This is a genomic window from Rhodanobacter sp. C01, assembly GCF_002001045.1.
Classification (GTDB): Bacteria; Pseudomonadota; Gammaproteobacteria; order Xanthomonadales; family Rhodanobacteraceae; genus Rhodanobacter.
On the sequence record NZ_MUNR01000011.1, the window covers coordinates 358,540 to 381,718 of the forward strand.

The 23,179-nt window shown below is 63.6% G+C and carries 24 protein-coding genes; 11 read left to right on the top strand and 13 right to left on the bottom strand.

The genetic code is table 11. The annotated features are described in order from the left end of the window. Window positions 1-106: 106 nt before the first annotated feature. From B0E50_RS10810 to B0E50_RS10820, 3 genes are all read right to left on the bottom strand, one after another. Complete coding sequence (locus tag B0E50_RS10810; RefSeq protein WP_077441196.1) at window positions 107-430, bottom strand: H-NS histone family protein; 324 nt, start codon at window positions 428-430, stop codon at window positions 107-109. A gap of 278 nt (window positions 431-708) precedes the next feature. After that, a complete protein-coding gene (locus B0E50_RS10815; RefSeq protein WP_077441197.1) occupies window positions 709-2,406 on the bottom strand; it encodes a proline--tRNA ligase in 1,698 nt (565 codons plus the stop codon). Between the two features lie 111 nt (window positions 2,407-2,517). Continuing rightward, complete coding sequence (locus B0E50_RS10820) at window positions 2,518-2,940, bottom strand: DUF4124 domain-containing protein (protein WP_254427250.1); 423 nt, start codon at window positions 2,938-2,940, stop codon at window positions 2,518-2,520. A gap of 124 nt (window positions 2,941-3,064) precedes the next feature. On the opposite strand from B0E50_RS10820, the gene B0E50_RS10825 reads away from it, so the two are divergent. From B0E50_RS10825 to rimI, 3 genes are all read left to right on the top strand, one after another. Further along, the gene (locus B0E50_RS10825; RefSeq protein WP_077441199.1) at window positions 3,065-3,844 is read left to right on the top strand and encodes a phosphatidylcholine/phosphatidylserine synthase; all 780 of its coding nucleotides are present in this window, start codon (window positions 3,065-3,067) and stop codon (window positions 3,842-3,844) included. Window positions 3,845-3,978: 134 nt separating this feature from the next. Continuing rightward, window positions 3,979-4,341: a hypothetical protein gene (locus B0E50_RS10830; RefSeq protein ID WP_343124519.1), complete on the top strand. Its 363-nt coding sequence runs from the start codon at window positions 3,979-3,981 to the stop codon at window positions 4,339-4,341. 4 nt (window positions 4,342-4,345) lie between these two features. Beyond that, a complete protein-coding gene (gene rimI / locus B0E50_RS10835; protein WP_077441200.1) occupies window positions 4,346-4,828 on the top strand; it encodes a ribosomal protein S18-alanine N-acetyltransferase in 483 nt (160 codons plus the stop codon). A gap of 76 nt (window positions 4,829-4,904) precedes the next feature. On the opposite strand, the gene B0E50_RS10840 is transcribed toward rimI, so the two are convergent. Beyond that, entirely contained in the window at window positions 4,905-7,733 is a 2,829-nt protein-coding gene (locus B0E50_RS10840; RefSeq protein WP_077441201.1) for a valine--tRNA ligase, read from the bottom strand. A 228-nt stretch (window positions 7,734-7,961) separates the two neighbouring features. Between B0E50_RS10840 and B0E50_RS10845 the strand changes: the two genes are divergently transcribed. Further along, on the top strand, window positions 7,962-8,894 hold the full coding sequence (locus B0E50_RS10845; protein WP_077441202.1) for a bifunctional helix-turn-helix transcriptional regulator/GNAT family N-acetyltransferase: 933 nt from the start codon (window positions 7,962-7,964) through the stop codon (window positions 8,892-8,894). A 46-nt stretch (window positions 8,895-8,940) separates the two neighbouring features. Here the strand turns inward: B0E50_RS10845 and hemE are convergent, their stop codons facing one another. The 4 genes from hemE to B0E50_RS10865 form a co-directional block, all read right to left on the bottom strand. After that, window positions 8,941-10,011 (bottom strand): uroporphyrinogen decarboxylase, encoded by a 1,071-nt coding sequence (hemE, locus tag B0E50_RS10850; RefSeq protein WP_077441203.1) that lies wholly within the window; start codon window positions 10,009-10,011, stop codon window positions 8,941-8,943. 5 nt (window positions 10,012-10,016) lie between these two features. Next, window positions 10,017-10,277 carry a WGR domain-containing protein gene (locus B0E50_RS10855; RefSeq protein WP_077441204.1) on the bottom strand — a complete coding sequence of 87 codons (261 nt, stop codon included), beginning with the start codon at window positions 10,275-10,277 and terminating at the stop codon, window positions 10,017-10,019. 148 nt (window positions 10,278-10,425) lie between these two features. Continuing rightward, window positions 10,426-11,517 (bottom strand): 3-dehydroquinate synthase, encoded by a 1,092-nt coding sequence (gene aroB, locus B0E50_RS10860; RefSeq protein WP_077441205.1) that lies wholly within the window; start codon window positions 11,515-11,517, stop codon window positions 10,426-10,428. Next, window positions 11,514-12,071 (bottom strand): shikimate kinase, encoded by a 558-nt coding sequence (locus tag B0E50_RS10865; protein WP_077441206.1) that lies wholly within the window; start codon window positions 12,069-12,071, stop codon window positions 11,514-11,516. The genes aroB and B0E50_RS10865 overlap by 4 nt, the downstream gene beginning before the upstream one ends. Before the next feature lie 32 nt (window positions 12,072-12,103). On the opposite strand from B0E50_RS10865, the gene B0E50_RS10870 reads away from it, so the two are divergent. Further along, the gene (locus B0E50_RS10870; protein WP_254427251.1) at window positions 12,104-12,955 is read left to right on the top strand and encodes an NAD-dependent epimerase/dehydratase family protein; all 852 of its coding nucleotides are present in this window, start codon (window positions 12,104-12,106) and stop codon (window positions 12,953-12,955) included. Window positions 12,956-12,984: 29 nt separating this feature from the next. After that, window positions 12,985-13,329, top strand: coding sequence for a YbjQ family protein (locus B0E50_RS10875; protein WP_077441207.1), 345 nt, complete (start codon window positions 12,985-12,987; stop codon window positions 13,327-13,329). Window positions 13,330-13,371: 42 nt separating this feature from the next. Here B0E50_RS10875 and B0E50_RS10880 read toward each other — a convergent pair whose 3' ends face one another. Then, window positions 13,372-14,202 (bottom strand): kinase, encoded by an 831-nt coding sequence (locus B0E50_RS10880; RefSeq protein ID WP_077441208.1) that lies wholly within the window; start codon window positions 14,200-14,202, stop codon window positions 13,372-13,374. 239 nt (window positions 14,203-14,441) lie between these two features. Between B0E50_RS10880 and pdxH the strand changes: the two genes are divergently transcribed. The 3 genes from pdxH to B0E50_RS10895 are packed head-to-tail and all read left to right on the top strand — an operon-like array spanning window position 14,442 to window position 16,289. Further along, on the top strand, window positions 14,442-15,029 hold the full coding sequence (pdxH, locus tag B0E50_RS10885) for a pyridoxamine 5'-phosphate oxidase (protein WP_077441209.1): 588 nt from the start codon (window positions 14,442-14,444) through the stop codon (window positions 15,027-15,029). Beyond that, on the top strand, window positions 15,026-15,466 hold the full coding sequence (locus tag B0E50_RS10890) for a secondary thiamine-phosphate synthase enzyme YjbQ (protein ID WP_077441210.1): 441 nt from the start codon (window positions 15,026-15,028) through the stop codon (window positions 15,464-15,466). Before pdxH ends, B0E50_RS10890 begins: the two co-directional genes overlap by 4 nt. A gap of 4 nt (window positions 15,467-15,470) precedes the next feature. After that, window positions 15,471-16,289, top strand: coding sequence for a cobalamin-binding protein (locus B0E50_RS10895; RefSeq protein WP_077441211.1), 819 nt, complete (start codon window positions 15,471-15,473; stop codon window positions 16,287-16,289). Window positions 16,290-16,328: 39 nt separating this feature from the next. Here B0E50_RS10895 and B0E50_RS10900 read toward each other — a convergent pair whose 3' ends face one another. The 3 genes from B0E50_RS10900 to proC form a co-directional block, all read right to left on the bottom strand. After that, window positions 16,329-18,440 (bottom strand): M13 family metallopeptidase, encoded by a 2,112-nt coding sequence (locus tag B0E50_RS10900; RefSeq protein ID WP_077441212.1) that lies wholly within the window; start codon window positions 18,438-18,440, stop codon window positions 16,329-16,331. 84 nt (window positions 18,441-18,524) lie between these two features. Beyond that, window positions 18,525-19,100 carry a YggT family protein gene (locus tag B0E50_RS10905; RefSeq protein WP_077441213.1) on the bottom strand — a complete coding sequence of 192 codons (576 nt, stop codon included), beginning with the start codon at window positions 19,098-19,100 and terminating at the stop codon, window positions 18,525-18,527. Then, on the bottom strand, window positions 19,097-19,921 hold the full coding sequence (gene proC, locus B0E50_RS10910; RefSeq protein WP_077441214.1) for a pyrroline-5-carboxylate reductase: 825 nt from the start codon (window positions 19,919-19,921) through the stop codon (window positions 19,097-19,099). Before proC ends, B0E50_RS10905 begins: the two co-directional genes overlap by 4 nt. Before the next feature lie 366 nt (window positions 19,922-20,287). On the opposite strand from proC, the gene B0E50_RS10915 reads away from it, so the two are divergent. Together B0E50_RS10915 and B0E50_RS10920 are read left to right on the top strand one after the other, a co-directional pair. Then, on the top strand, window positions 20,288-21,325 hold the full coding sequence (locus tag B0E50_RS10915) for a type IV pilus twitching motility protein PilT (RefSeq protein ID WP_077441215.1): 1,038 nt from the start codon (window positions 20,288-20,290) through the stop codon (window positions 21,323-21,325). Window positions 21,326-21,423: 98 nt separating this feature from the next. Then, window positions 21,424-22,596 carry a PilT/PilU family type 4a pilus ATPase gene (locus B0E50_RS10920; protein WP_077441216.1) on the top strand — a complete coding sequence of 391 codons (1,173 nt, stop codon included), beginning with the start codon at window positions 21,424-21,426 and terminating at the stop codon, window positions 22,594-22,596. Between the two features lie 74 nt (window positions 22,597-22,670). Here the strand turns inward: B0E50_RS10920 and B0E50_RS10925 are convergent, their stop codons facing one another. Further along, window positions 22,671-23,042, bottom strand: a complete 372-nt coding sequence (locus B0E50_RS10925) for a BON domain-containing protein (protein WP_077441371.1) — start codon at window positions 23,040-23,042, stop codon at window positions 22,671-22,673. Between the last annotated feature and the right edge of the window lie 137 nt (window positions 23,043-23,179).

Consider the following 23,179-nt stretch of genomic DNA (forward strand, 5'->3'; position numbering starts at 1 on the left):
TTGGCCGGCAATACTTCTTTCAATGTTTCACTCCCGAGTTCGGGCCAACAAAAAAACGCCGGCACGAAGCCGGCGTTTTGTACGAAACGAAAGAACGAATCGGCGATCAGATCGCCAGATCCTTTTCCTTCTTGCCGGCTTTCAGTGCGTCGCTGAACCAGTGCGGGCGCTTGCCGCGACCGGACCAGGTCTGGGCCGGATTGGCCGGGTTGCGGTATTTCGGTGCAACGGTGCCGGTGCCGCGCCTGGCCTTGCCACGTGTGCTGCCGAAAATATCCTCGAAGGTATAACCCTCGGCCTTGATCAGCGCATGCACTTTCTCGCGCAGCTTGACGACTTTTTCCTTGCGCAATTCATTCTGGCGCACCTGCGCCTTGCTGATCAGGTCGTTGAGCTGGTTGTGATTGAGATTCTTGATATCGACGGCCATGATGGACTCCCGGGTGGGTATCGGTAATTGAATTGAATGGTCCGGCTATTATGGATGGGGACTTGGCCGGACCCCGTGAATCACGGTCGATTTTCGCTGATTTGCCGAATGCTTGTAAAGCACTGAGCTTGATGCAAGGTAATGTCGGATCAAATGCAATTAATCGCGATATGTGATTTTAATAAACGTACTGGAATTGCACCGTTTGTTATTGCTGCATAAGGAAACGGCCGCACGAGGCGGCCGTTATCCCGGGATAAAACGGATACCACCGTTGCTCAATCGAGCAGGGCGAACAATTCATCTTCGCTGACCGAGCGGCTTTCGCTTTCGTCGCGGGCGCGATATTCCAGCGTGCCGGCAGCCACGCCGCGCTCGCTGACTACCACGCGGTGCGGGATGCCGATCAGCTCCATGTCGGCGAACATGCCGCCAGGGCGCAGGCCACGGTCGTCCAGCGCGGTTTCGATGCCGCGCTGGCTGAGCCGCTGGTACAACGCTTCGGCCGCTTCGTTCACCGCCGGTACGTTGCGCTGGTTGATCACGCATACCACCACGCGCCACGGCGCCATCGCCTCGGGCCAGCGGATGCCGGCTTCGTCATGACGCTGCTCGATCGCCGCGGCGACGATGCGGCTGACGCCGATGCCGTAGCAGCCCATGGTCATCAGCTGGGCCTTGCCCTGGTCGTCCAGCACGGTGGCCTTGAGTGCCTCGGCATATTTCTGGCCGAGCTGGAATACATGGCCGACCTCGATGCCGCGTGCCATGCGCAGCACACCCTTGCCATCGGGTGACAGGTCGCCCTCGACCGCGTTGCGCAGATCGGCGATGCGGGTGATTCGCGCATCGCGATCCCAGTTGGCACCGGTGTAATGACTGCCATCGGCATTGCCGCCGCAGACAAAATCGGCGAGTACGGCCGCATCGCGATCGACGATGACGGGGATGGAATCCGGCAGGCCGGCCGGCCCGATGAAGCCTGGGCGGGTCCCGGTGGCGGCAAGAATTTCCTCTTCACTGGCAAGTACCGATTCGTCCGGCAGTTCGGCCAGCTTGCCGGCCTTGACCTCGTTGATCTCGTGATCGCCGCGCAGGCACAGTGCGACCAGGCCGTCGCGGCCACGCACGAGCAGTGTCTTTACGCATTGCTGCGGCGATACCTTGAGGAAGGCAGCGACATCGCCGATGGTCTTCTGGGTGGGAGTATCGATCCGCTGCAAGGCGTTGGCAGGAGCGGGCCGCACGCTGATCGGGGCCAGTGCCTCAGCCTTTTCGATATTCGCGGCGTAATCGGAACCGTCGGAAAACGCGATGGAGTCTTCGCCGGAGTCGGCCAGTACCTGGAATTCATGGCTGGCATTGCCGCCAATCGCACCGGTATCTGCCTGCACGGCCCGGAAGGTCAGCCCGAGCCGGGTGAAAATGCGTGTGTAGGCCTGATACATCGCGGCGTACGTTTCGGCCAGTGATTCCTGCGTGAGATGAAAGGAGTACGCGTCCTTCATCAGGAATTCGCGTGCACGCATCACGCCGAAGCGTGGGCGTATCTCGTCGCGGAACTTGGTCTGGATCTGGTAGAAGTTGACCGGCAGCTGCTTGTAGCTCTTGAGTTCGTTGCGCGCGTAATCGGTGATCACTTCCTCGGCGGTGGGCGCGTAGCAGAACTCCTGCTCCTTGCGATCCTTGATCTTCAGCAGCTGCGGGCCGAACTTCGCCCAGCGGCCGCTTTCCTCCCACAGTTCCCGGGGCTGGATGGTAGGCATCAGCATTTCGAGCGCGCCGGCGCGGTTCATTTCCTCGCGCACGATCGTTTCCACCTTGCGCAACACGCGCAGGCCCAGCGGCGACCAGGTGTACAGGCCCGAAGCGAGCTTGCGGATCATGCCGGCACGCAGCATCAGCCGGTGGCTGGCTATTTCGGCGTCGGCAGGGACTTCCTTGACGGTGGCCAGGTGGAATTGGCTGAGGCGCATGCGAACGGTTCCGGCGTGGTAAAGACGCCTATTGTAGCGGCCTGCCGTCACCGTCGCTGGTCATCAACAGGCGCCGGCAGCTGGAAGGCCGCCGGCGCCATTAAATGACGACTATTTGCTCTGGCAGTACTGGTCGTATTGCGTTTGCGCCGAGCTGGCCTGCTGCTTGCGCTGGTCGTCGTCGAGCGCGGTGGTCTTGCCGTCCGGCTGCTTCATCACCACCGGAGCGCTGCCTTGCAGGGCAGCAAGATTGGCTCTGAGGGATACACAGAACGTGCTTTGGTTCCCCGACGTATCGGCCGCCGGAGGGGCTGCGGCTGCGGTCTGGCTGGAGCTTTCGGGGGCTGACGCAGCTGCCGGCGCGGACAAGGGCTCCGCGGAGCCTACCGTTTTTACCTGCTTGTATTTGGTGCCCTGCGGCGGCGCATCCTGCGAGTAATGCACGGTGCCGCTGGCATCCGTCCATTTGTAGACCTGGGCGGTGGCCAGCGGGGCTAGCAAAAGCAACGCCACGGCGATCAGCGAACGGTGCATGGTGTTCTCCATATCAGGGGTCATGCCGGTGGACAATTCCTAGTATCCCTTGTTATCACTCCGGCTGTCCGGACTCAAGCAGCCAATGGTTTACACTGCGCGCATCCTGTCACGGTCCTGATTCATGAGTGAGTCCATGCCAGTTCGGCCGCCCCGTCACCGGGGTATTTACCTGCTGCCGAACCTGTTTACCACTGCAGCGATGTTCGCGGGCTTCTACGCCATAGTCGCCAGCATCGACGGGCGCTATACCGAGGCGGCAGTGGCGGTGTTCTTCGCCGCGGTGCTGGATGGCCTGGACGGCCGGGTGGCGCGGATGACCGGTACCCAGACAGAGTTTGGCGTCCAGTACGACTCACTGTCCGACCTGGTCAGTTTCGGACTGGCGCCGGCGCTGGTGATGTATACGTGGTCGCTGTCGTCGCTGCGGGACTTCGGCCCGCTGTGGGGCAAGCTGGGCTGGGCTGCCGCGTTCGTCTATGCGGCCTGTGCCGCGCTGCGACTGGCGCGCTTCAATACCCAGGTTGGCGTGGCTGACAAGCGCTATTTTCAGGGGCTGGCCAGCCCGGCTGCTGCGGCCGTGTGCATGTCGTTCGTGTGGAGCGCGGAGAAGTCCGGCTTTTCCGGCGACGACCTCTGTTTCATCACGCCGGTGATGGCTGTGCTGGTGGGGCTGCTGATGGTCAGTCGTTTCCGCTATTTCAGCTTCAAATCGTTGTCGAAGGGTGACAGCCCACGTGTGCCGTTTGGCTGGATGGTCGGTGCGGTGTTGCTGATTGCCTTGTTGATCCTCGACACGGCTCGGGTACTGTTCGTCGGTTTCACGTTATACCTGCTGTCCGGCCCGGTATGGACGATCTGGGGGCTGGCCACACGCCGTCGCGCAAGGCGCGGTACGCCATGAACCTGCCGCTGCGTCAGTCCATCAGTACCAGCCATCGTGCACGCGTCCTGCATGCACTTGGGGTGACACCTTGGGTGCGTCGTGCCTCATCGATACCGGCGGGTCATGCCGGGCCTGCTCGAGTCGATAGCGGAGTGACCGCTGAAGCTGCGGGTACCGCCTGCATAGTGGTATTGCCGGAGGGCTGTGGCACTCGCGAACTCGACCTGCTCGGACGTGCGCTGGTCGCCTGCGGCCCGGCTCTGGCACGCGCCGGGCGCGTGATGGTGTGTGGCGGACAACTGGCCGCCGATGTGCCGGAGGCGCGGGCCTACCTGGTATTCGGCGAAGCGCAGGCGCATGCGCTTGGGCGCAGCCTGCCGGCAGCTGTGCTGCATCGTGCACAGATCGTGCTGGCCGACGAGCCGGCGCTGGTGTTGACCAGCGCGGCGGCCAAGCGGCGGTTGTGGAACGCGCTGCGCAGTGTGCGCAGCGCACTGGCCACGATGGAGCGCTGACACCATGGCCGCGGTGGTCCGGCCTGTTGCGCAGGTGCGCGCCATGCGCCTCGACGATCTGGATGCGGTCAGCGAGATGGAGGCGGCCTCCTATGAATTCCCCTGGTCGCACGGCATCTTCAACGACTGCCTGAAAGCCGGCCATCCTTGCTGGGTGCTGAGCCTGGATTCGACCATCGCCGGTTATGGCATCCTGTCGATGGGAGCGGGCGAGGCTCATGTGCTGAATATCTGCATTGCGCCGGGATACCGCGGCCGAGGGCTGGGTCGCCATCTGCTCGGCCGCTTGCTGGACATTGCGCGCTGGAATGGCGCCGAGCGTGTGTTCCTGGAAGTGCGGCCGTCGAACCCGCTGGCAAAGACGTTGTACGAATCGGTGGGGTTCAACGAGATCGGTCGGCGTCCGCGTTATTACCCGGCGCGCAATGGGCGCGAGGATGCCATCGTGATGGCGCTCAATATGGTCGAAGACCATATTGAGCAATAGGCAAAGGCGTTCTTGATCTTCCGCTCATGACAGCAGGGTGGAACGTGTTCCAGGGAAACCCCCGAGACACTAGACGTCACCCCAGCTTTTGCGCCTGCTCGCGCAGTGCAGTCAGCGTGGTATTCCACTCGGTGATGCGCTGACGCTCCTGGGCAACCACTTCCGGAGGGGCATTGGCGACGAAGTTGGCGTTGCCGAGTTTGCCTTCGCACTTCTTGATCTCGACTTCGATGCGGCTGATTTCCTTGGCCACGCGCGTCTTTTCGGCACCGAGGTCGATCAGTCCGGCAAGCGGGATCATCACGCGCAACGTACCGACCACGGACGCGGCGGCAGCGGGCTCATCGGCACCATTGTCGATCCACTGTGGCGCTTCGGTGCGGGCGAGAAAGGCGATCTGCATAGCGAATTTCGCCACGCGGGCACGATCGTTGGCGTCGCCACCGGCAAGCAGCAGCGGGATCGTTTTGGCAGGCGAGATGTTCATCTCCGAGCGGATCCGACGGATGCCGTTCAGCACATTCTTGAACCACTCGATTTCGGCCGTGGCGGCATCGTCCGCAACGATCTCGTCGGCGCGGGGCCACGGCCGCTGCATCAGGCTGTTGTCGGTGAGCTTGAGCTTTGGCGCCACCGACTGCCAGATTTCCTCGGTGATGAACGGAATGATCGGGTGCAGGGCGCGCAACACACTTTCAAGCACCACCAGCAGGGTGTGGCGGGTGGATGCCGTGGCGTTCGCGTCATCGCCATTCAAGGCTGGCTTGGACAGCTCCAGGAACCAGTCGCAATACTCGTTCCAGACGAACTCATAGAGCGACTGCGCCAGCAGATCGAAGCGGTAGGTGACGAAGTGCTGTTCGACTTCGCCCAGGGTCTGCTTCAGGCGGGTAAGGATCCAGCGCTCCGCTTCGGTCACCGGCGCGCCAGTCGGCGCGGCGATCTCGCCCTCGGGCAGGTTCATCAGCACAAACCGCGCTGCATTCCACAGCTTGTTGCAGAACGCCTTGTAGCCTTCGGCGCGCTTGATGTCGAAGTTGATCGTGCGGCTGTAGCTGGCCAGCGCGGCGAAGGTGAAGCGCAGCGCATCGGTACCGATCGCCGGGATGCCGCCGGGGTAATCCTTGCGGACACGCTTCTCGACCTTCTCGCGCACCTGCGGTATCAGCAGGGATTTGGTGGACTTCGCCACCAACGGCTCCAGCTCGATGCCGTCGATCAGGTCCAGCGGGTCCAGTGTGTTGCCCTTGGACTTGGACATCTTCTGGCCTTCCGCATCACGCACGATCGCGTTGATGTACACCTCGCGGAACGGCACCTGGCCGGTGAAGTATTTGGTCGCCATCACCATGCGGGCGACCCAGAAGAAGATGATGTCGAAGCCGGTGACCAGCACCGCGCTGGGCAGGAAGAGCTTGTCCTGCTCCCAGTTCGCGACGATTTCGCCGCGCTCATTCTTCACCGGCCCATTCGCCGGCCAGCCGAGCGTGGAGAACGGCCACAGTGCGGAGCTGAACCAGGTGTCGAGTACGTCGTCGTCCTGGCGCAGCGTGCCGACTGGCGCCGTGGTTGCGGACTTGCGCGCGTCCGCCTCGTCCTCGCCCACGAAGATGTTGCCAGCTTCGTCGTACCACGCCGGGATGCGATGGCCCCACCACAGCTGGCGGCTGATGCACCAGTCCTGGATGTTGTCCAGCCACTGCGTGTACGTGGTCGCCCAGTTCTCCGGCACGAACTTGATCTCACCCGAACGCACCGCGTCCAGCGCCGGTTGGGTGATCGCCTGGCGGCCGCCTGGACGTCCATCGGCCAGCGCGTCCGAGGTGAGGTCGACGAACCACTGGTCGGTCAGCATCGGCTCGATCACCGCGTCCGAGCGATCGCTCACCGGCACCTGCAACTTGTGCGGCTTGGTTTCGACCAGCAGGCCGGCGGCTTCGAGATCGGCCAGCACGCGCTTGCGCGCGTCGTAGCGATCCAGCCCGCGATACTTTTCCGGTGCGTTCTCGTTGACCTTCGCAGCCAGTGTGAAGATGGTGATCGGCGTCAGCTTGTGGCGCTGGCCGATCGCGTAGTCGTTGAAGTCGTGCGCCGGGGTGATCTTCACGCAGCCGGTGCCGAAATCCTTGTCGACGTAATCGTCGGCAATCACCGGAATCTCGCGATCGGTAAGCGGCAGCTTCAGCGTCTTGCCAACCAGATGCGCGTAGCGGTCGTCTTCCGGATGCACCGCCACGGCGACGTCGCCCAGCATGGTCTCCGGACGGGTGGTAGCCACGACCACGCTCTCGTCGCTGCCCACGACCGGGTAGCGGATCGACCACATATGGCCGTCGCGCTCGACGTTGTTCACTTCCAGATCGGACACGGCGGTGCCCAGCACCGGATCCCAGTTCACCAGCCGGTTACCGCGGTAGATCAGCCCCGCGCGATACCAGTCGATGAACACCTTGCGCACCGCGGCCGAGAGGCCCTCGTCCATGGTGAAACGCTCGCGCGACCAGTCTGCGGCGGCACCGATGCGGCGCATCTGGTTGGTGATGGTGGAGCCGGACTCCTCCTTCCACTTCCACACGCGCTCGACGAAGGCGTCACGGCCCAGGTCATGCCGCGTCTTGTCTTCGACCGCGAGCTGGTTCTCCACGATCTTCTGGGTGGCGATGCCCGCATGATCGGTACCGACCTGCCACAGCGTGTTCATCCCACGCATGCGCTGGTAGCGCACCAGCATGTCCATCACGGTCTGCTGGAACGCATGCCCCATGTGCAGTGTGCCGGTGACATTCGGCGGCGGCAGCAGGATGCAATACGGATCGCCCTTGCCCGATGGTTTGAACGCACCGCTGGCTTCCCAGCGTGCATACCACGTCGACTCGATCTGGGCAGGCTCGAAACTCTTTTCCATCGGGATTGGGCTCGGTGGCATGCGCAGGGCGCACGCTTTGTCTTGGGGAAAGCGTGCCATTGTACGGGGCGGGGACTGGGCTGCCAAAAGGTCGCCCTTCTCCTTCTCCCATGAGTCACAAGGTCCAGTGTGTGTAGCGCAGAAGGCATCCATGCCTCTTTCATTTCATATAGTTGACTTAGTCAACCAAATGGAGTGAGATGGCACCTTGCCGTCACGAGGTGGGCCATGACCGAAAATTTGTTGAGCAACCAAGCCGAGGCCGTTCGAAGCTTCAATCGGTTTTACACCCGACAGATCGGGGTTCTTGATGAAGGCCTGCTTGCCAGTCCGTTCTCATTGACACAGGCTCGCGTGTTATTTGAGCTGGGTACCCGCAAAGCGGTGACGGCGCGCGAGATTGGTGATGCCTTGGGTCTCGATGCTGGTTATCTGAGTCGCATGGTGCAGAACTTCGCCTCACAAGGACTCATTCGTCGCGAGCCATCCCCACAGGATGGCCGCCAGATCGTGCTGTCGCTCACCCCCGAAGGGAAGAAGGCCTTTCGAGAGCTTGACCGCAAATCTCATGCGGTCACAGCCGCGCAACTGTCCAGACTGTCGGCGCCGCAGCGCGAGCGATTATTGCGACTGATGCATGACTTTCAGCGCACGTTATCGGCTAAAACCGGTAATGGCACGCTGACTGTCCGCGCACACCGCGCCGGCGACATTGGTTGGGCCATCGAACGCCATGGTCAAATCTACGCCGACGAGTTCGGCTGGAACGAAGATTTTGAAGCCTTGGTAGCCACGTTGTTCGCGCAGTTTGCGACCAGGCATGATCCTGAATCGGAACGTTGCTGGATCGCCGAAGTGGACGATGAGCGGGTCGGCTGTGTATTTGTGGTTCGCAATGCGGATGACCCTACTATCGCGCAACTGCGCTGCCTGCTGGTCGATCCGAAGGCGCGTGGTCTGGGTGTCGGAAAACGCCTTGTCGACGAATGCCTGGCGTTTGCGAAAGGCGCCGGCTACGCCAAGATGATGCTGTGGACCAACGATGTGCTGACCTCAGCCCGTCGCATCTACGAAGCCGCAGGTTTTGCACTTGTCAAAAAGGAGCATCACCACAGCTTTGGCCATGATCTGGTTGGCCAGGTCTGGACGCGGGATCTCTGATGCATGGTTCGTGTGTGAACCGGCGCCATAGGAGAGGAGCGGGGTTTTATCTGCTGCGCAACGTACACCCGTAAGCATGCACTTCGTCCACCAGCACCTTCACATGCTCCGGATCGACTTCCGGGGTGATGCCGTGGCCGAGGTTGAACACGTGGCCGGGGTGGTTGCCGTAGCTGTCGAGCACGGCGCGGGCTTCGCGGCGGATCACGTCCGGGCTGGCGCGCAGGATCGCGGGGTCGAGGTTGCCTTGCAGGGCGACTTTGCCAGCGACGGCGCGACGCGCGTCGGCCAGATCCATGGTCCAGTCGACGCCGAGCGCGGCGCAGCCGGTGTCGGCCATCTCGGCGAGGTGCTGGCCGGCGCCCTTGGAGAACAGGATCATCGGTAGTTCGCGGGCGTGCGGGTCGGCCTTCAGGGCGGCGATGATCTGTGTCATGTAGCGCAGCGAGAATTCGCGGAACGGGGCGGGGCCGAGCAGGCCGCCCCAGGTGTCGAAGATCATCAGCGCCTGCGCGCCGGCGGCGGCCTGGGCGATCAGGTAGTGGGCGACGGCTTGCGCCAACGTATCGAGCAGTTGGTGGGCGAGTTTCGGTTCGTTCCAGCACATCGCCTTGAGCGTGGCGAAATCCTTCGAACCGTGGCCCTCGACCATGTAGCAGGCCAGCGTCCACGGGCTGCCGGAGAAGCCGATCAGTGGCACGCGGCCATGCAGTTCCTGGCGGATCAGCCGCAGCGCATCCATCACGTAGCGCAGTTCGCCGTCCATGTCGGGCACGGCGAGCTTCGCGATATCGGCCGCCGTACGTACCGGGCGTGCGAACTGCGGGCCTTCGCCCTGCGCAAACGACAGGCCTAGGCCCATCGCGTCGGGGATGGTGAGGATGTCGGAAAACAGGATCGCGGCGTCGAGCTCGAAGCGTTCCAGTGGCTGCAGGGTAACTTCGCAGGCGAACTCGGGGTTCTGCGCCAGGCCCATGAAGCTGCCGGCGCGTTCGCGGGTGGCGCGGTACTCGGGCAGGTAACGGCCGGCCTGGCGCATCACCCAGATCGGGGTAGTGTCGGTGGGTTCCCGGCGCAGTGCGCGCAGGAAGCGGTCGTTCTTCAGCGGGGTGTTCATCAACGTCAACGTCCGTACGGGCCTTCCAGCCCCTGGGCAAACATCAGGCGGAAGCCACGCTTGAGCTGGGCATCGCGGGCTTTCTCGAACGCGCTGACCGCCTCGTCGCGCTCCAGGAACTGCTCGCGCTTCATGGTCGCGCGGCCGCCCTGGGTGCCGGATTCGCGATACAGCGTCCAGCCGCCAAGCAGATCCTGCTCCAGCGTGATCTGGACGTAGCGGGGTGCGTCGGAGCTGCCGGGCACGGTTTGCAGATAGAGGCGCATGGGTTCCAGTGGCTCAAGCGTGAATCCCGGTGCAGGGCCGGATGCGACAGTTTATAGGAGCAGCCGCTAGTTTGTAGGAGCGCACCCTGTGCGCGATGCTTTCGTGTGGCGTGGAAGAGCATCGCGCATTAGGGTGCGCTCCTACCGGTTATACGGCCGCTTGCAGTACGGCGAGCACGTCGGCTTCACTCACTCCGCCGACGATCTCGGCGCGGCCAATGCCGCGCCACAGGATCAGCCGCAACACGCCGGCGGTGTTCTTTTTGTCCAGTCGCATCAGCGCCAGCAATTGCTGCGTTTCCATGCCGGGTGGAATCGTGGTGGGCAGGCCGAGTTTTTCCAGCAAGTGCCGCAGCCGCGAGGTATCGGCGGCGGTGCTCATGCCCAGGCGCTCGGATAGCTGCGCCGCCAGCAACATGCCGATCGCCACGCCTTCGCCGTGCAGCAGGGTGATGTAGTGGCCGGCGGTTTCCAGCGCGTGGCCGAAGGTGTGGCCGAGGTTGAGCAGGGCGCGTTCGCCCTGCTCGGTTTCGTCGCGGGCGACCACGCCGGCCTTGTAGCGCACCTTGCGCGCGATCGCATCCATCACGGTGGCGGGGTCGCGCGCCGCCAGCGCGTCGGCATGCTGTTCCAGCCAGGCAAAGAACGGCTCGTCACCGATCGCCGCGCCCTTGATCACTTCGGCGAGTCCGGCGCGGTATTCGCGCACGGGCAGGGTGGCCAGCGTGTCGATGTCGGCGAGCACCGCGCGCGGCTGGTGGAACGCGCCAGCGAGGTTCTTGCCGACCGGCAGGTTGACACCGGTCTTGCCGCCGACCGAGGAATCGACCATCGCCAGCAAGGTGGTCGGCATCTGGATGAAGTCGATGCCGCGCATCCAGCAGGCGGCCGTAAAGCCGGCCAGATCGCCGACCACGCCGCCGCCGAGCGCGATCACGCAGGCATCGCGGGTGGCGCCGAGCTGGCCCAGCGCTTCCAGTGCGCGACCTACATTGGCAAAGCTCTTGTGCGCCTCGCCGTCGTCGAGCAGGAACGACGACCAGTGTATGCCCTCCAGCCCCTGTGCAACGCGATCGAGATAAAACGGCGCCACCGTGGTATTGCTGATCACCAGTGCATGCCGGCCGCGCAGCATGGCGCGCCAGCGGGCATGGTCGGCGAGCAGGCCGGCGCCGATCCATACCGGATAGCTGCGCGTGCCGAGGGCGACGGTGATGGTCTGGAGTACCGGTTGGTTCATGCGCTGTGTTGTTGCCATGGATGGGGTGGACGCTGCCAATGATGATCGATCAGCGCGATGCAGCGGTCAGTGGCGGCGGCGACGCTGCCGTGTTCGCCGGGGACGGCCAGGTCAGCGAGGTCGTGATACAGCGGCTCGCGTACTTGCGCCATTGCCTGCAGTCGTTCATGCCGGTTTGGCACGGCCAGCAGTGGACGGTGATGGTCGCGTTCCAGCCGCTCCAGCTGCTGCTCAATGCTGGTCTGCAGCCACGCCACGTAGCCGCGTTCACGCAGAAGCTGGCGATTGTGTTCGGCCAGCACGATACCGGCACCAGTGGCGAGCACCACGCCGTGGCGCCGGCTGCATTCGTCGAGCAACGCGCTTTCACGCTGGCGGAAGCCGGCCTCGCCCTCGATCTCGAAGATGGTGTTCACGTCCACGCCGCAGTGACGTTCGATTTCCTGGTCGAGATCGACGAACGGCAGGCCATAATGCGCAGCGAGTCGTCGCCCGATCGACGTCTTGCCGGCGCCGGTCGGGCCGATGATGAAAAGGTTGTGCGACGGATTCATGTGCAGATGCTAACAGGGCGGATTCGACGGCTGTGCTGAAGGAAGCGGTGGCGAACGAACGGATATTGCTGGCTGGTTGTGGCGACCTGGGCCTGCGTGTCGCACGGCGCCTGTTGGCGCGTGGCGACGAGGTGTGGGCGCTGCGGCGCTCGCCGCCAATGTCAGACGACAGCGGTATCCATTGGCTGCGCGGCGACCTGACCCGGCCGGAAACCCTGCGCAAACTGGCCGCCGACATCGCCCGGGTGGTCTATTTGCCGACGCCGGACCGGCGCGATGCGGCGGCCTATCGCGGCACATTCGTGGACGGTTTGCGGCATGTGCTCGACGCGCTCGGTCACGCATCATTGCAACGCGTGCTGCTGGTCTCCTCCAGCGCGGTGCATGGCGAGCATGCCGGCGGCTGGATCGATGAAGGCACGCCACCATCCCCGCTGGGATTCAATGGCGGCGTGCTACTGGAGGCGGAGCAGTGGCTTGCTGCGCAGCCGGTTCCTTCGATCGTGCTGCGGCTGGCCGGCTTGTACGGGCCAGGTCGGCTGCAACTGCTCGAACGCCTGCGCGCGGGTCAGCTGCAGGCGCCGCGTGCGCGACCGCACTGGGCCAATCGCATCCATGTCGACGATGCCGCTGCGGCGATCGTGCATCTGCTGTCGCTGGTCGATCCGCTGCCGCTGTATCTCGGCGTGGATGACACGCCGCTTCCACTCGATGTGCTGTACGACCATCTGTCTGCGTTGGTCGGCATGCCGCCAGTTGCCGATGGTCCGGCACCGGTGGGTATCGGCAGTAAGCGACTCAGAAATGCACGACTGCGCGCCAGCGGTTTCGTGCCGCGCTGGCCGGATTCGCGCGAGGGCTATGCTGCCCTCCTAGATGCCTGATCATTCCCCCGAATCCACGGAGAACCCGCATGGCCAATCCCATTCCGCATCATCAGGTAAGTACCGGCAATGAGATCATCGGTTGCCGCATCGTGCGTTCGTTCGGCATCGTGCGTGGCATCACGGTGCGTTCGCGCAGCGTGATCGGCAATTTCGGTGCGGCCCTGCAGACCCTGGTCGGCGGCAACATCTCGATCTATACCGAACTATGCGAGAAGGCGCGCGAAGAAGCGTTCGAGCTGATGCTGCAGCACGCGGCGGCCATGGGCGCGAATGCGGTGGTGGCGATGCGTTATGACGCCAACGACGTTGCCGAAGGTGTCACCGAAGTGCTGGCGTATGGCACTGCGGTGCAGGTCGAGCTTTTGGCGTAGCGCACGATCCGGATGGCGGTCAGGTGCTGGACATGGCCTGGCTCAGGAGTGATTGAGCCCGGTCACATGTCGCTGTTCGTCGTATTCCACGCAGGTATCCGCCAGCGCCGGCAAGGTGGCCAGGGCGTGCCGGCTCAGGCGTTCGAAGTGCGCCAGGAAACGTTTCATCGCCAGGCCGTCCATCGCCAGCGGTGCGTGTCGCGCCAGCAGGTCATCTTCCTGCTCGCCACGCCAGTCGCGCACGATCTCCCAGCCTGGCGCCTGCAGCACGATCAGCGCGTCGAACTTGCGCCATAACGGCTGGTAGCCACGCAGCTGCTTGTTGACCCAGTGCCGCCAGCTGCCGTCGGCATCTTCGGTGCGCTCCAGTTCGTTGACCGGCATGTCCAGGGCGGCCTGCAGCTGTGGCCTTATGCCCAAGGCCCAGCCTTCCACGATCACCAGCTTCGGCGGTCGCGTGACGCGGGGCCAGCGGGACGGTGGTATGCGCGTGTCGCGGCCCTTGTCGAAACGAGGGTGGGTCACCGGCAGTTTGTCCGACGCGTGCGGCAGGGCCGAGAGTACCGACAGCAGCAGTTCGACCTCGTGCGTGCCCGGCACGCCGCGCGTACGCAGCAGGGGGTGTACCTGATGCGCCAGCGCCTCGCGATCGCTGCGGGAATAGTAGAAATCGTCCAGCGACAGCACTTCGGTGGCCCAGCCACGCGCTTCGGCCTGTGCCTTCATCACCCGTGCCAGCGTGCTCTTGCCGCTGCCCTGCAGGCCGGACAGGCCCAGGATGTAAGGCCGCCGCGCGCGCGCGATACGTCCGGCGTACTGGTCGAGCAGATGACCGGCGAGCGCTTCGTTCTGCATGCTGGCGAGTGACATCATCAGGATCGCACCCGGTTGGACGACGGCCGCCCGGCGGTTGTCGGGCCGTGCTGGCAAGCTGTCCCGGCCACGGTGCTTTCACGGTTGGCGCAATAACATGTCGCGGCAGGAACTGTTGCCGCCAGCCAATTCGTCGCAGCCATGCAGGATGGGTAGGGCATTGCACTATTATCGGTCATGTTCATCCGCACCATGATGGCGCGTGTCGGCCATGATGCAAAAGGAAAGTTTCAGACGCCATGCTCAATCCCGAGATCCTGGGTACCTTTCAGAAGCTGCTGGGCGAAGCCACGGCCAGTGGCGATCGTGAGCCGACGGCAATGAACCTGGCCACCGTCGACAGCTCCGGCCGCGTCACCTCGCGCATCGTGCTGCTGAAGAGCGTCGACGAGCGTGGTTTCCGCTTCTACACCAACTACCAGAGTGACAAGGGCAGCCAGCTGGAGGTTCACCCGCAGGTGGCCCTGTGTTTCCACTGGAAGCAGCTGCGCGAGGGCGTGCAGGTGAGGGTGGAAGGCGTTGCACGCAAGCTGCAGGAAGAGGAGTCGGACGCCTACTTCGCCAGTCGTGCACGCGGTAGCCAGATCGGCGCCTGGGCTTCGCTGCAGTCGCAGACCCTGCCCGATCGCGAGACGTTCGAGCAGCGCCTGGTTCGCTACGAGCACGAGTTTGACGGGCGCGTGGTGCCCCGTCCGCCGCATTGGGGTGGCTACGTGGTGGAGCCTGACACGCTGGAGTTCTGGTACGGCGCCGAATTCCGCTGGCACGAACGGGTGCGCTGGAGTCGGCACGGGCAGACCTGGACCAGCCGGCTGCTGTATCCATGACCCGGTCTTTGCCCGCGGAGCATGTCGCGCAGGAAGGGTTCGTCGTGCATACGCGCGGCCGCGGCTTCAGCGAGATCACCACGCAGGCCAGCAATGCGGTGGCTGCCAGTCGCGTGCAGATCGGCATTGCGAACATCTTCACGGCGCATACCAGCTGCTCGCTGCTGCTGAGCGAAAATGCCGACCCGGCGGTGCGCGAGGACCTGGAACGCTGGTTCGCCCGCGCGGTACCCGACGGCGATGCGATCTACCGACATGATGCGGAAGGCCCGGACGACATGCCCGCGCATGTGCGTTCGATCCTCACCGGGGTCAGCCTGACCGTGCCGGTGCATGGCGGCAAGCTGCTGCTCGGCACCTGGCAAGGCATCTATCTGTGGGAGCATCGTGTCGACCCGCATCAGCGCAAGGTCACGGTGACCGTGCTGGGACATTGAGCGCATGACCGGTCACGTCGTGTCAGGCCATTATCCGCAGCGCATCGTCTGCCTCACCGAGGAGCCGACCGAAGTGCTGTACGCGCTGGGCGAGCAGGATCGCATCGTCGGCATCTCCGGCTTTACCGTGCGGCCGGCACGGGCACGCAAGGAGAAGCCGAAAGTCTCGGCGTTCACCAGTGCGAAGATCGGCGAAATCCTGAAGCTCGAACCGGACCTGGCGATTGGCTTTTCCGACATCCAGGCCGATATCGCGCGCGAGCTGATCAAAGCTGGCGTGGAGGTGTGGATCAGCAACCATCGCAGCGTCGACGGCATTCTTGCCTATATCCACCGGCTTGGCGCGATGGTCGGTGTGCACGATAAGGCTGAGGCCTACGCGCAGCGTGCCGAGCAGCACATCGCGGAAATCCGAGCCGCGGTCGCGCAGCTGCCACGTCGGCCGAAGGTATATTTCGAGGAGTGGGACGAGCCGATCATCACCGGGATCCGGTGGGTCGCGGAGATCATCGGTATCGCCGGTGGCGACGACTGCTTTCCCGAACTCGCCCGCGAGCCACTGGCAAAGCAGCGCATCCTGCCGAACGGCGACGAAGTGGTGCGGCGTGCGCCGGACATCATCCTTGGTTCGTGGTGCGGCAAGCGTTTCCGGCCGGAGAAAGTCGCAGCGCGGCCGGGCTGGGAAACCATTCCGGCGGTGCGCAACGGCGACCTTTACGAGATCAAGTCACCGATCATCCTGCAGCCGGGGCCGGCAGCGCTGTTCGATGGGCTGGATGCGATCCATCGGATCATTCTCGACTGGTCGGCGCGGCAGGGATGATCCGCGCCGAGGTGGCGCGGATCCCGACCGGATATCGGTTTACCAGATGCGCGCGCGATCCTTCTCGTCGCGCCACATCGGCTGGCCAGGCTTGACGCCGAACGCCTGGTAGAACTCCGGGATGTTCGACAGCGGCCCGTTCACCCGCCATTTGGCCGGGGCATGCACGTCGCTGAGCAGACCACGACGCAGCAGGGCATCCTGTTCCTCGAAGATCCACGACAGCGCGTAGCCGAGGAAGAAACGCTGCAGCGGCGTGTAGCCAGCGATCTTCTCGCCCTTCTTGTATTGCTCGGTCTTCTTGAATGCGTCCAGGCCGATCAGCACGCCGCCGAAGTCGGCCATGTTTTCGCCGAGGCTGGCACGTCCGTTGATATGCAGCCCAGGCAGCGGCTCGTATGCATCGAACTGCTTGACCAGGACGTCGGCGCGCTCGCCGAACTTCTTCGCGTCGTCCTTGGTCCACCAGTCGGACAGGTTGCCTTTCGCATCGAACTGGCGCCCTTCGTCGTCGAAGCCATGGGTGATTTCATGACCGATGGTCGAGGCGGCGGCATAGCCGTAGACCACGGCGTCGTCGACCTCGTCGTCCTTGAAGCCTGGGATCGCGAATTGCGCCGCCGGCAGCACGATCTCGTTGTTCGACGGGTTGTAGTAGGCGTTGTAGGTCTGCGGCGTCATGTCCCATTCGCTACGGTCGACCGGCTTGCCGAATTTCGATACCTGGTCGTCAAAGGCCCAGTGTCGGGCGTTCATCTCGTTTTGCGCGTAGGAATCGCGGCCGATCTGCAGCGCGGAGTAATCCTTCCATTTGTCCGGGTAGCCCACCTTCCTGGTCACGGCGGCCAGCTTCTCGCGTGCCTTGGTCTTGGTGGCATCGCTCATCCAGTCCAGCTTGTCGATGCGCTCGCCGTAGGCGGTGCGGATCGCCTCGACCAGGTCGTTGTAGCGCTGCTTGGTCTTTTCCGGGAAGTATTCCTTGACGAAGATGCGGCCGAGGATCATGCCGATCGCGCGGTTCTCCGCATCGAGCGTGCGCTTCCAACGCGGTCGTTGCTCCTTCTGGCCGGTGAGCAGGCGGCCGTAGAAATCGAAATGCTCGTCATCGAAGGCCTTGCCCAGGGTCGAGGCGTATTCGTCGACCAGGTGCACGCGCAGGTAGTCGCGCAGCACGGGCACCGGCGTCTGGGTGAGCAGCTTCTGCAGGCCGCCGAAAAACTCGGGCTGGCCGACGATGACGTACGACGGATCCAGCTTCCATGCCTGCAACCGCTGGTTCCACCCGATGTCCGGCGTGAGCTTGCGGGTCAGGTCGGCAGGAGCCATCTTGTTGTAGTTCTTCTGCGGGTCACGCAGGTCGGCCAGTGGCCGCGACACTTTGGCCAGCGCGGTCTCGAAGGCCATCACCTTGGCTGCGCTGGCATCCGCTGCGGCAGCGTCCTCGCCGAGCAGCTTGAACATCCGCTGCAAGTGTTCGACGTAAGCCGTGCGCGCCTTGGCCACGCCAGCCTCGGTGTTGAAGTAGTAGTCGCGGTCGGGCAGGCCAAGGCCGCCCTGCTCGAGATAGACCGCCATCACATCGCTCTGCTTCTCGTCCTGCTGCACGCCGAAGTCGAAGAACGCATCGACGCCAAGCGGTTGCAGTTCGAAGGCCGCCTCGAGTGCGCCCGGCACGCTGGTGATGGCATCGATGCGGTCAAGCTCGGGTTTTAGCGGGGTCAGGCCCTGGCGCTCGGCCAGCTCGCTGTCCATCGCCGTGCTCCAGAAGTCGCCGATCTTCTGCTCGTCGCTGCCGTTGGCCGCATTCTTCGTCGCGGCAGCGGCTTCGCTGATCTTGCGCAGCTTGTCGTAAAGGTCCTCCTGCACCAGCTTGCCGATGCCCCAGTAGGCTTCGGAGGCCGGAATCGGATGGCTCTTCAGCCATGCGTCGTTGGCGTAGCTGAAGAAGTCGTCGCCGGGCTTCACCGAGTTGTCGATATTGACGGCGACCACATCGGGTTTCGCCGTGGCCGCGGGTGCGACTGCTGCCGTGGTGGCGGGTGCCGTCGTCTGTTGTGATGCTTGTGGTGGTGTCCGGTCACAACCACCGATCGTGGTGACGATGGCGGTTACCAGCAGACAGAGGGGCAGGCTATGCCGGTTCGCTTTCATGCGCAGGTTCCGTATGGATGACGGAGCATGCTAGCGGATCAACGCTGCACCAGATGGTGGCAGGGGCCATGACTGAAGACAGGGTTAGCCGCTCATCGCCAGTTGTGCGCCGAAATCGAGCAGTGGCGCCGCGACCAGCAGCCGGGCCAGCAGCAGTACGATCATCACCGCCATCGGCGCGAAGTCGATCTGGCCGGCAATCAGCTTGCCGTGTAGCGGGCGCAGCAGCGGCTCGATGATCGTGCCGGCCAGCCGCAGCAATGGTTGCCGCCGGTCCACGGCAAACATGCTCAGCAACGACCAGCCGAACAGCAGCACGATGTAGAACAGCAGGGCGAAGTCGAGCAGCTCGGCCAGCGACACCAGCAGCAGGCCGCCAAGGTGCGGCATCACGCCGAGCATCGCGAACAGCAGCAGGCGCTTGAGCAACATTGCCAGCCACGCCAGCAGCAACGCTGCCAGGTTGATCCGGCGCCAGTTCGGCAGCACGCGCCGGATCGGTGCCAGCATCGGGTTGGTATAGCGATAGACGAACTGGCTCAGCGGGTTGTTGAAATCCGCGCGACAGGCTTCGGCCGCCACGCGCAAAAGCAGCAGGGCGACCACGGCCTCGAAGGCCAGTTCGATCAGCGTGGAGAGGGCATTCAGCAGGTAGCTCAAGGAAGTGTGTCCAGTTGGGCGGCCAGTTCCTCGCCACGCCGGGTGGCGGCAGCGACGGCGCGGGCGACGATACGTGGCAGGCCATCCGTGCCGAAGCTTTCCAGGGCGGCCTGGGTGGTGCCGTTGGGCGAGGTCACGCGCTGACGCAGCACGGCAGGATCCTCGCCGCCCTCGACCAGCATGCGGCCGGCACCGAGGCAGGTCTGCGTGGCCAGTGCGCGGGCAGTGTCGCGTGGCAGGCCTTGCGCGACGGCGGCGGCCTCCAGGGCTTCGACCAGGGCGAAGAAGTAAGCCGGGCCGGAACCGGACAACGCGGTGACGGTGTCCATCAGCGCCTCGTCGTCGATCCAGCGGGTGATCCCGGCGGTGTCTAGGATGTGTTGCGCCTGTGCCTTCTGTGACGGGCTGACCCGATTGTTGGCGCACAGGCCGGTGGCGCCGGCGCCGATCAACGCCGGCGTGTTCGGCATGCAGCGCACGATCGGCAGGCTGCTGCCGAACCAGCGTTCCAACTGGTCCAGCCGCACGCCGGCGGCAATCGAGATCAGCAGCGGACGGTTGCGCTGCAAGGTATCGCGCAGCTCGGCGTGGATCGCCGGCATGACCTGTGGCTTCACTGCCAGCACGATCACCTCGGCCTGGGCGGCCGCAAGCCGGTTTTCGGCGTAGCAGGCAACCCCGAATTCGCGGCCAAGCGCTTGTCGGGCTTCGGCAAGCGGTTCGGCGACACTGATGGTCGACGCGGCCACGCCGGTTTTCAGCAGGCCGCCAATCAGGCTGCGCGCCATGTTGCCGCCGCCGATGAAGGCAAGTTGGGTCATGCAGGAGTTCCTCGATCATCCAGGCCGCTACCTTACCGGAGCTGGCATGGTCGCGAGGCGGTTCATGGGTATGGCGGGACACCGATACAAGCGGTAGCGGTCCGGCAACGCGGCTGGACGATGGCGTTGAAGGCGATGTTGCGAACCGGGTCGACAGTTTGCACGTCGACGACGGGAAAGACTGGCCGCACAGGCGGTTGCGCGAGTAGTATCGACGCGGCTGCAAGGGGAATCGGTAGTTCGACAGGGTGACTCGAGTGGTGACTGCGCCATGCGCTGCGGTGCACCATGCCTGTGGATCCTCTCCGGTTTCCGCTGCGGCATCCAATTCATGCCATCCAGGCGATCGGTTGAGGGGAACGACAGATGGACATTGCCGAACTGCTTGCTTTCTCGGTGAAGAACAAGGCCTCGGACTTGCACTTGTCCGCCGGGCTGCCGCCGATGATTCGCGTTGACGGCGACGTTCGCCGCATCAACATCCCCGCGCTCGAGCACAAGCAGGTGCATTCGCTGATCTACGACATCATGTCGGACAAGCAGCGACGCGATTACGAGGAATTCCTCGAGACCGACTTCTCGTTCGAGATTCCCGGGCTGGCGCGTTTCCGCGTCAATGCCTTCACCCAGAACCGTGGCGCCGGCGCGGTGTTCCGCACCATTCCGTCCGAGGTGCTGACGCTGGAGGATCTGGGTTGCCCGCGCATCTTCAAGGAGCTGATCGAGCAGCCGCAGGGTCTGATCCTCGTCACCGGTCCGACCGGCTCGGGCAAGTCGACCACGCTGGCGGCGATGGTCGACCACATCAACAAGAACGAATACGGCCACATGCTCACGATCGAGGATCCGATCGAGTTTGTGCATACCTCGCAGAAGTGCCTGGTCAACCAGCGCGAAGTGCATCGCGACACGCACGGCTTCAACGAGGCGCTGCGTTCAGCGCTGCGCGAGGATCCGGATTACATCCTGGTCGGCGAATTGCGCGATCTGGAAACCATCCGCCTGGCGCTGACCGCGGCGGAAACCGGCCACTTGGTGTTCGCCACCGTGCATACCAGCTCGGCGGCGAAGACGATCGACCGCATCATCGACGTGTTCCCCGCCGGCGAAAAGCCGATGGTGCGTTCGATGCTGTCCGAATCGCTGCGCGCGGTGATTTCGCAGTCGTTGCTGAAGAAGGTCGGTGGCGGGCGCATCGCGGCGCACGAGATCATGGTCGGCATCCCGGCGATCCGCAACCTGATCCGCGAGGACAAGGTCGCGCAGATGTATTCGTCGATCCAGACCGGTCAGCAGTTCGGCATGCAGACACTTGACCAGTGCCTGCAGGATCTGGTCAAGCGCGGCCTGGTGACGCGTCAGCAGGCTTCAAGCTATGCCAAGAACAAGGACACCTTCAAGTAAGGCCGGAAGCGCAGGGTCGGATATCGTGAAAGCGGCAAAAGTACGATCCCGTTCTCCGTTCCACCATTCTCCGTTTTTGTCTCCAGAGGAGACTCGCCATGAGCGATTTTGATTTCACCTCGTTCCTGAAACTGATGGTGCACAAGAAGGCCTCCGACTTGTTCATCACGGCCGGGGTGGCGCCGTCGATGAAGGTGCAGGGCCGCATCGTGCCGATCACCCAGAGCCCGCTCAGCGTGCAGCAGTCGCGCGACATGGTGCTCAACGTGATGACGCCGGGCCAGCGCGAGGAGTTCGAGAAGACCCACGAGTGCCAGTTCGCGATCTCCGCGCAGGGCGTAGGCCGCTTCCGCGTGTCGTGCTTCTACCAGCGCAATTGCGTCGGCATGGTGTTGCGCCGGATCGAGTCGAAAATCCCGACGCCGGAGGAACTGAACCTGCCGCCGGTGATCAAGCAGCTGGCGATGACCAAGCGCGGCATCATCGTTTTCGTCGGCGCCACCGGCTCGGGCAAATCGACCTCGCTGGCCGCGATGGTGGGCTATCGCAACCTGAACTCGACCGGCCACATCATCACGATCGAGGATCCGATCGAGTACGTGCACAAGCACGAGGGCTGCATCATTACCCAGCGCGAGGTCGGTATCGACACCGACAGCTGGGACAATGCGCTGAAGAACACGCTGCGCCAGGCGCCGGACGTGATCATGATCGGCGAGGTGCGCACGCGGGAGGGCATGGATCATGCGATCGCCTTCGCCGAAACCGGCCACTTGGTGCTGTGCACGCTGCATGCGAACAACGCCAACCAGGCGATGGATCGCATCCTGCATTTCTTCCCGGAAGACCGTCGCACGCAGTTGCTGATGGATCTGTCGCTGAACCTGAAGGGCATCGTGGCGCAGATGCTGATCCCCACCCCCGACGGCAAGGCACGTCGGGTTGCGGTGGAAGTGCTGCTGGGCACGCCGCTGGCGCAGGATTACATCCGCCAGGGCGAGATCCACAAGCTGAAGGAGTTGATGAAGGAATCCACCCTGCTCGGCATGAAGACGTTCGACCAGAGCCTGGTCGAGCTGTATCACGCGGGCGAGATCAGTTACGAGGATGCGCTGCGCTACGCCGACAGTTCCAACGAGGTGCGCCTGCGCATCAAGCTGGCGCAAGGTGGCGATGCGCATACCTTGTCGCAGGGGCTGGACGGGGTGGAGCTGGAGGAAGATCGTGATGCGCAGAACTTTGGCGGCGGCAACCATCTGCTGAATCGATGAGCATCATCGCTGCATGAGAAACGAAGAAGGAGCCCGCGGGCTCCTTCTTCGTTTCTGCACGATCCGTCGGAACATTACTGTGCCGGTGCGGCGCTCACCGTCAGGCCACTGGCGTCGACATTCTTGACGCCCTTGACGTTCTTGGCCACGCGTTCGGCATGCAGTTTCTCCTTCTCGGTGGCGACATTGCCGCTGAGTGTCACCACACCATCACTGGTCGACACTGAAATATCGGTGGCCTTGATGCCCTTGGTGGTGCCGAATTCGGATTTCACCTTGGTGGTGATCCAGGCATCGGCTGCCTTGTCCGGCACGGTCTGGTTGTCGGACGACTTCTGCATGGAGCCGGCATCCTGTGCGACAGCCTGAGCAAACGGCACCGCCGCGAAAGCGAGCATCAGGCCGGTGGCAAACACGCTGTTGCGGATCATCGAACGAGTACGCATGGCAATCTCCTGTTGGGCGAAGGTCGGTCGGCAACGACGGCTTGCGCTGCTGTTGCCATCTTCGTGATCCATCCCAACAGTCGGCGCGTGAATGTCGCGTGGCAGCAGCCGATGCCGGTTCAGCGGGTGATTACCTA

Bases quoted from the DNA above. Each gene is read 5' to 3' on its own strand.
- B0E50_RS10810 (WP_077441196.1), bottom strand. From the start codon at position 430: ATGGCCGTCGATATCAAGAATCTCAATCACAACCAGCTCAACGACCTG.
- B0E50_RS10815 (WP_077441197.1), bottom strand. From the start codon at position 2,406: ATGCGCCTCAGCCAATTCCACCTGGCCACCGTCAAGGAAGTCCCTGCC.
- B0E50_RS10820 (WP_254427250.1), bottom strand. From the start codon at position 2,940: ATGCACCGTTCGCTGATCGCCGTGGCGTTGCTTTTGCTAGCCCCGCTG.
- B0E50_RS10825 (WP_077441199.1), top strand. From the start codon at position 3,065: ATGAGTGAGTCCATGCCAGTTCGGCCGCCCCGTCACCGGGGTATTTAC.
- rimI (WP_077441200.1), top strand. From the start codon at position 4,346: ATGGCCGCGGTGGTCCGGCCTGTTGCGCAGGTGCGCGCCATGCGCCTC.
- B0E50_RS10840 (WP_077441201.1), bottom strand. From the start codon at position 7,733: ATGGAAAAGAGTTTCGAGCCTGCCCAGATCGAGTCGACGTGGTATGCA.
- B0E50_RS10845 (WP_077441202.1), top strand. From the start codon at position 7,962: ATGACCGAAAATTTGTTGAGCAACCAAGCCGAGGCCGTTCGAAGCTTC.
- hemE (WP_077441203.1), bottom strand. From the start codon at position 10,011: ATGAACACCCCGCTGAAGAACGACCGCTTCCTGCGCGCACTGCGCCGG.
- B0E50_RS10855 (WP_077441204.1), bottom strand. From the start codon at position 10,277: ATGCGCCTCTATCTGCAAACCGTGCCCGGCAGCTCCGACGCACCCCGC.
- aroB (WP_077441205.1), bottom strand. From the start codon at position 11,517: ATGAACCAACCGGTACTCCAGACCATCACCGTCGCCCTCGGCACGCGC.
- B0E50_RS10865 (WP_077441206.1), bottom strand. From the start codon at position 12,071: ATGAATCCGTCGCACAACCTTTTCATCATCGGCCCGACCGGCGCCGGC.
- B0E50_RS10875 (WP_077441207.1), top strand. From the start codon at position 12,985: ATGGCCAATCCCATTCCGCATCATCAGGTAAGTACCGGCAATGAGATC.
- B0E50_RS10880 (WP_077441208.1), bottom strand. From the start codon at position 14,202: ATGATGTCACTCGCCAGCATGCAGAACGAAGCGCTCGCCGGTCATCTG.
- pdxH (WP_077441209.1), top strand. From the start codon at position 14,442: ATGCTCAATCCCGAGATCCTGGGTACCTTTCAGAAGCTGCTGGGCGAA.
- B0E50_RS10890 (WP_077441210.1), top strand. From the start codon at position 15,026: ATGACCCGGTCTTTGCCCGCGGAGCATGTCGCGCAGGAAGGGTTCGTC.
- B0E50_RS10895 (WP_077441211.1), top strand. From the start codon at position 15,471: ATGACCGGTCACGTCGTGTCAGGCCATTATCCGCAGCGCATCGTCTGC.
- B0E50_RS10900 (WP_077441212.1), bottom strand. From the start codon at position 18,440: ATGAAAGCGAACCGGCATAGCCTGCCCCTCTGTCTGCTGGTAACCGCC.
- proC (WP_077441214.1), bottom strand. From the start codon at position 19,921: ATGACCCAACTTGCCTTCATCGGCGGCGGCAACATGGCGCGCAGCCTG.
- B0E50_RS10915 (WP_077441215.1), top strand. From the start codon at position 20,288: ATGGACATTGCCGAACTGCTTGCTTTCTCGGTGAAGAACAAGGCCTCG.
- B0E50_RS10920 (WP_077441216.1), top strand. From the start codon at position 21,424: ATGAGCGATTTTGATTTCACCTCGTTCCTGAAACTGATGGTGCACAAG.
- B0E50_RS10925 (WP_077441371.1), bottom strand. From the start codon at position 23,042: ATGCGTACTCGTTCGATGATCCGCAACAGCGTGTTTGCCACCGGCCTG.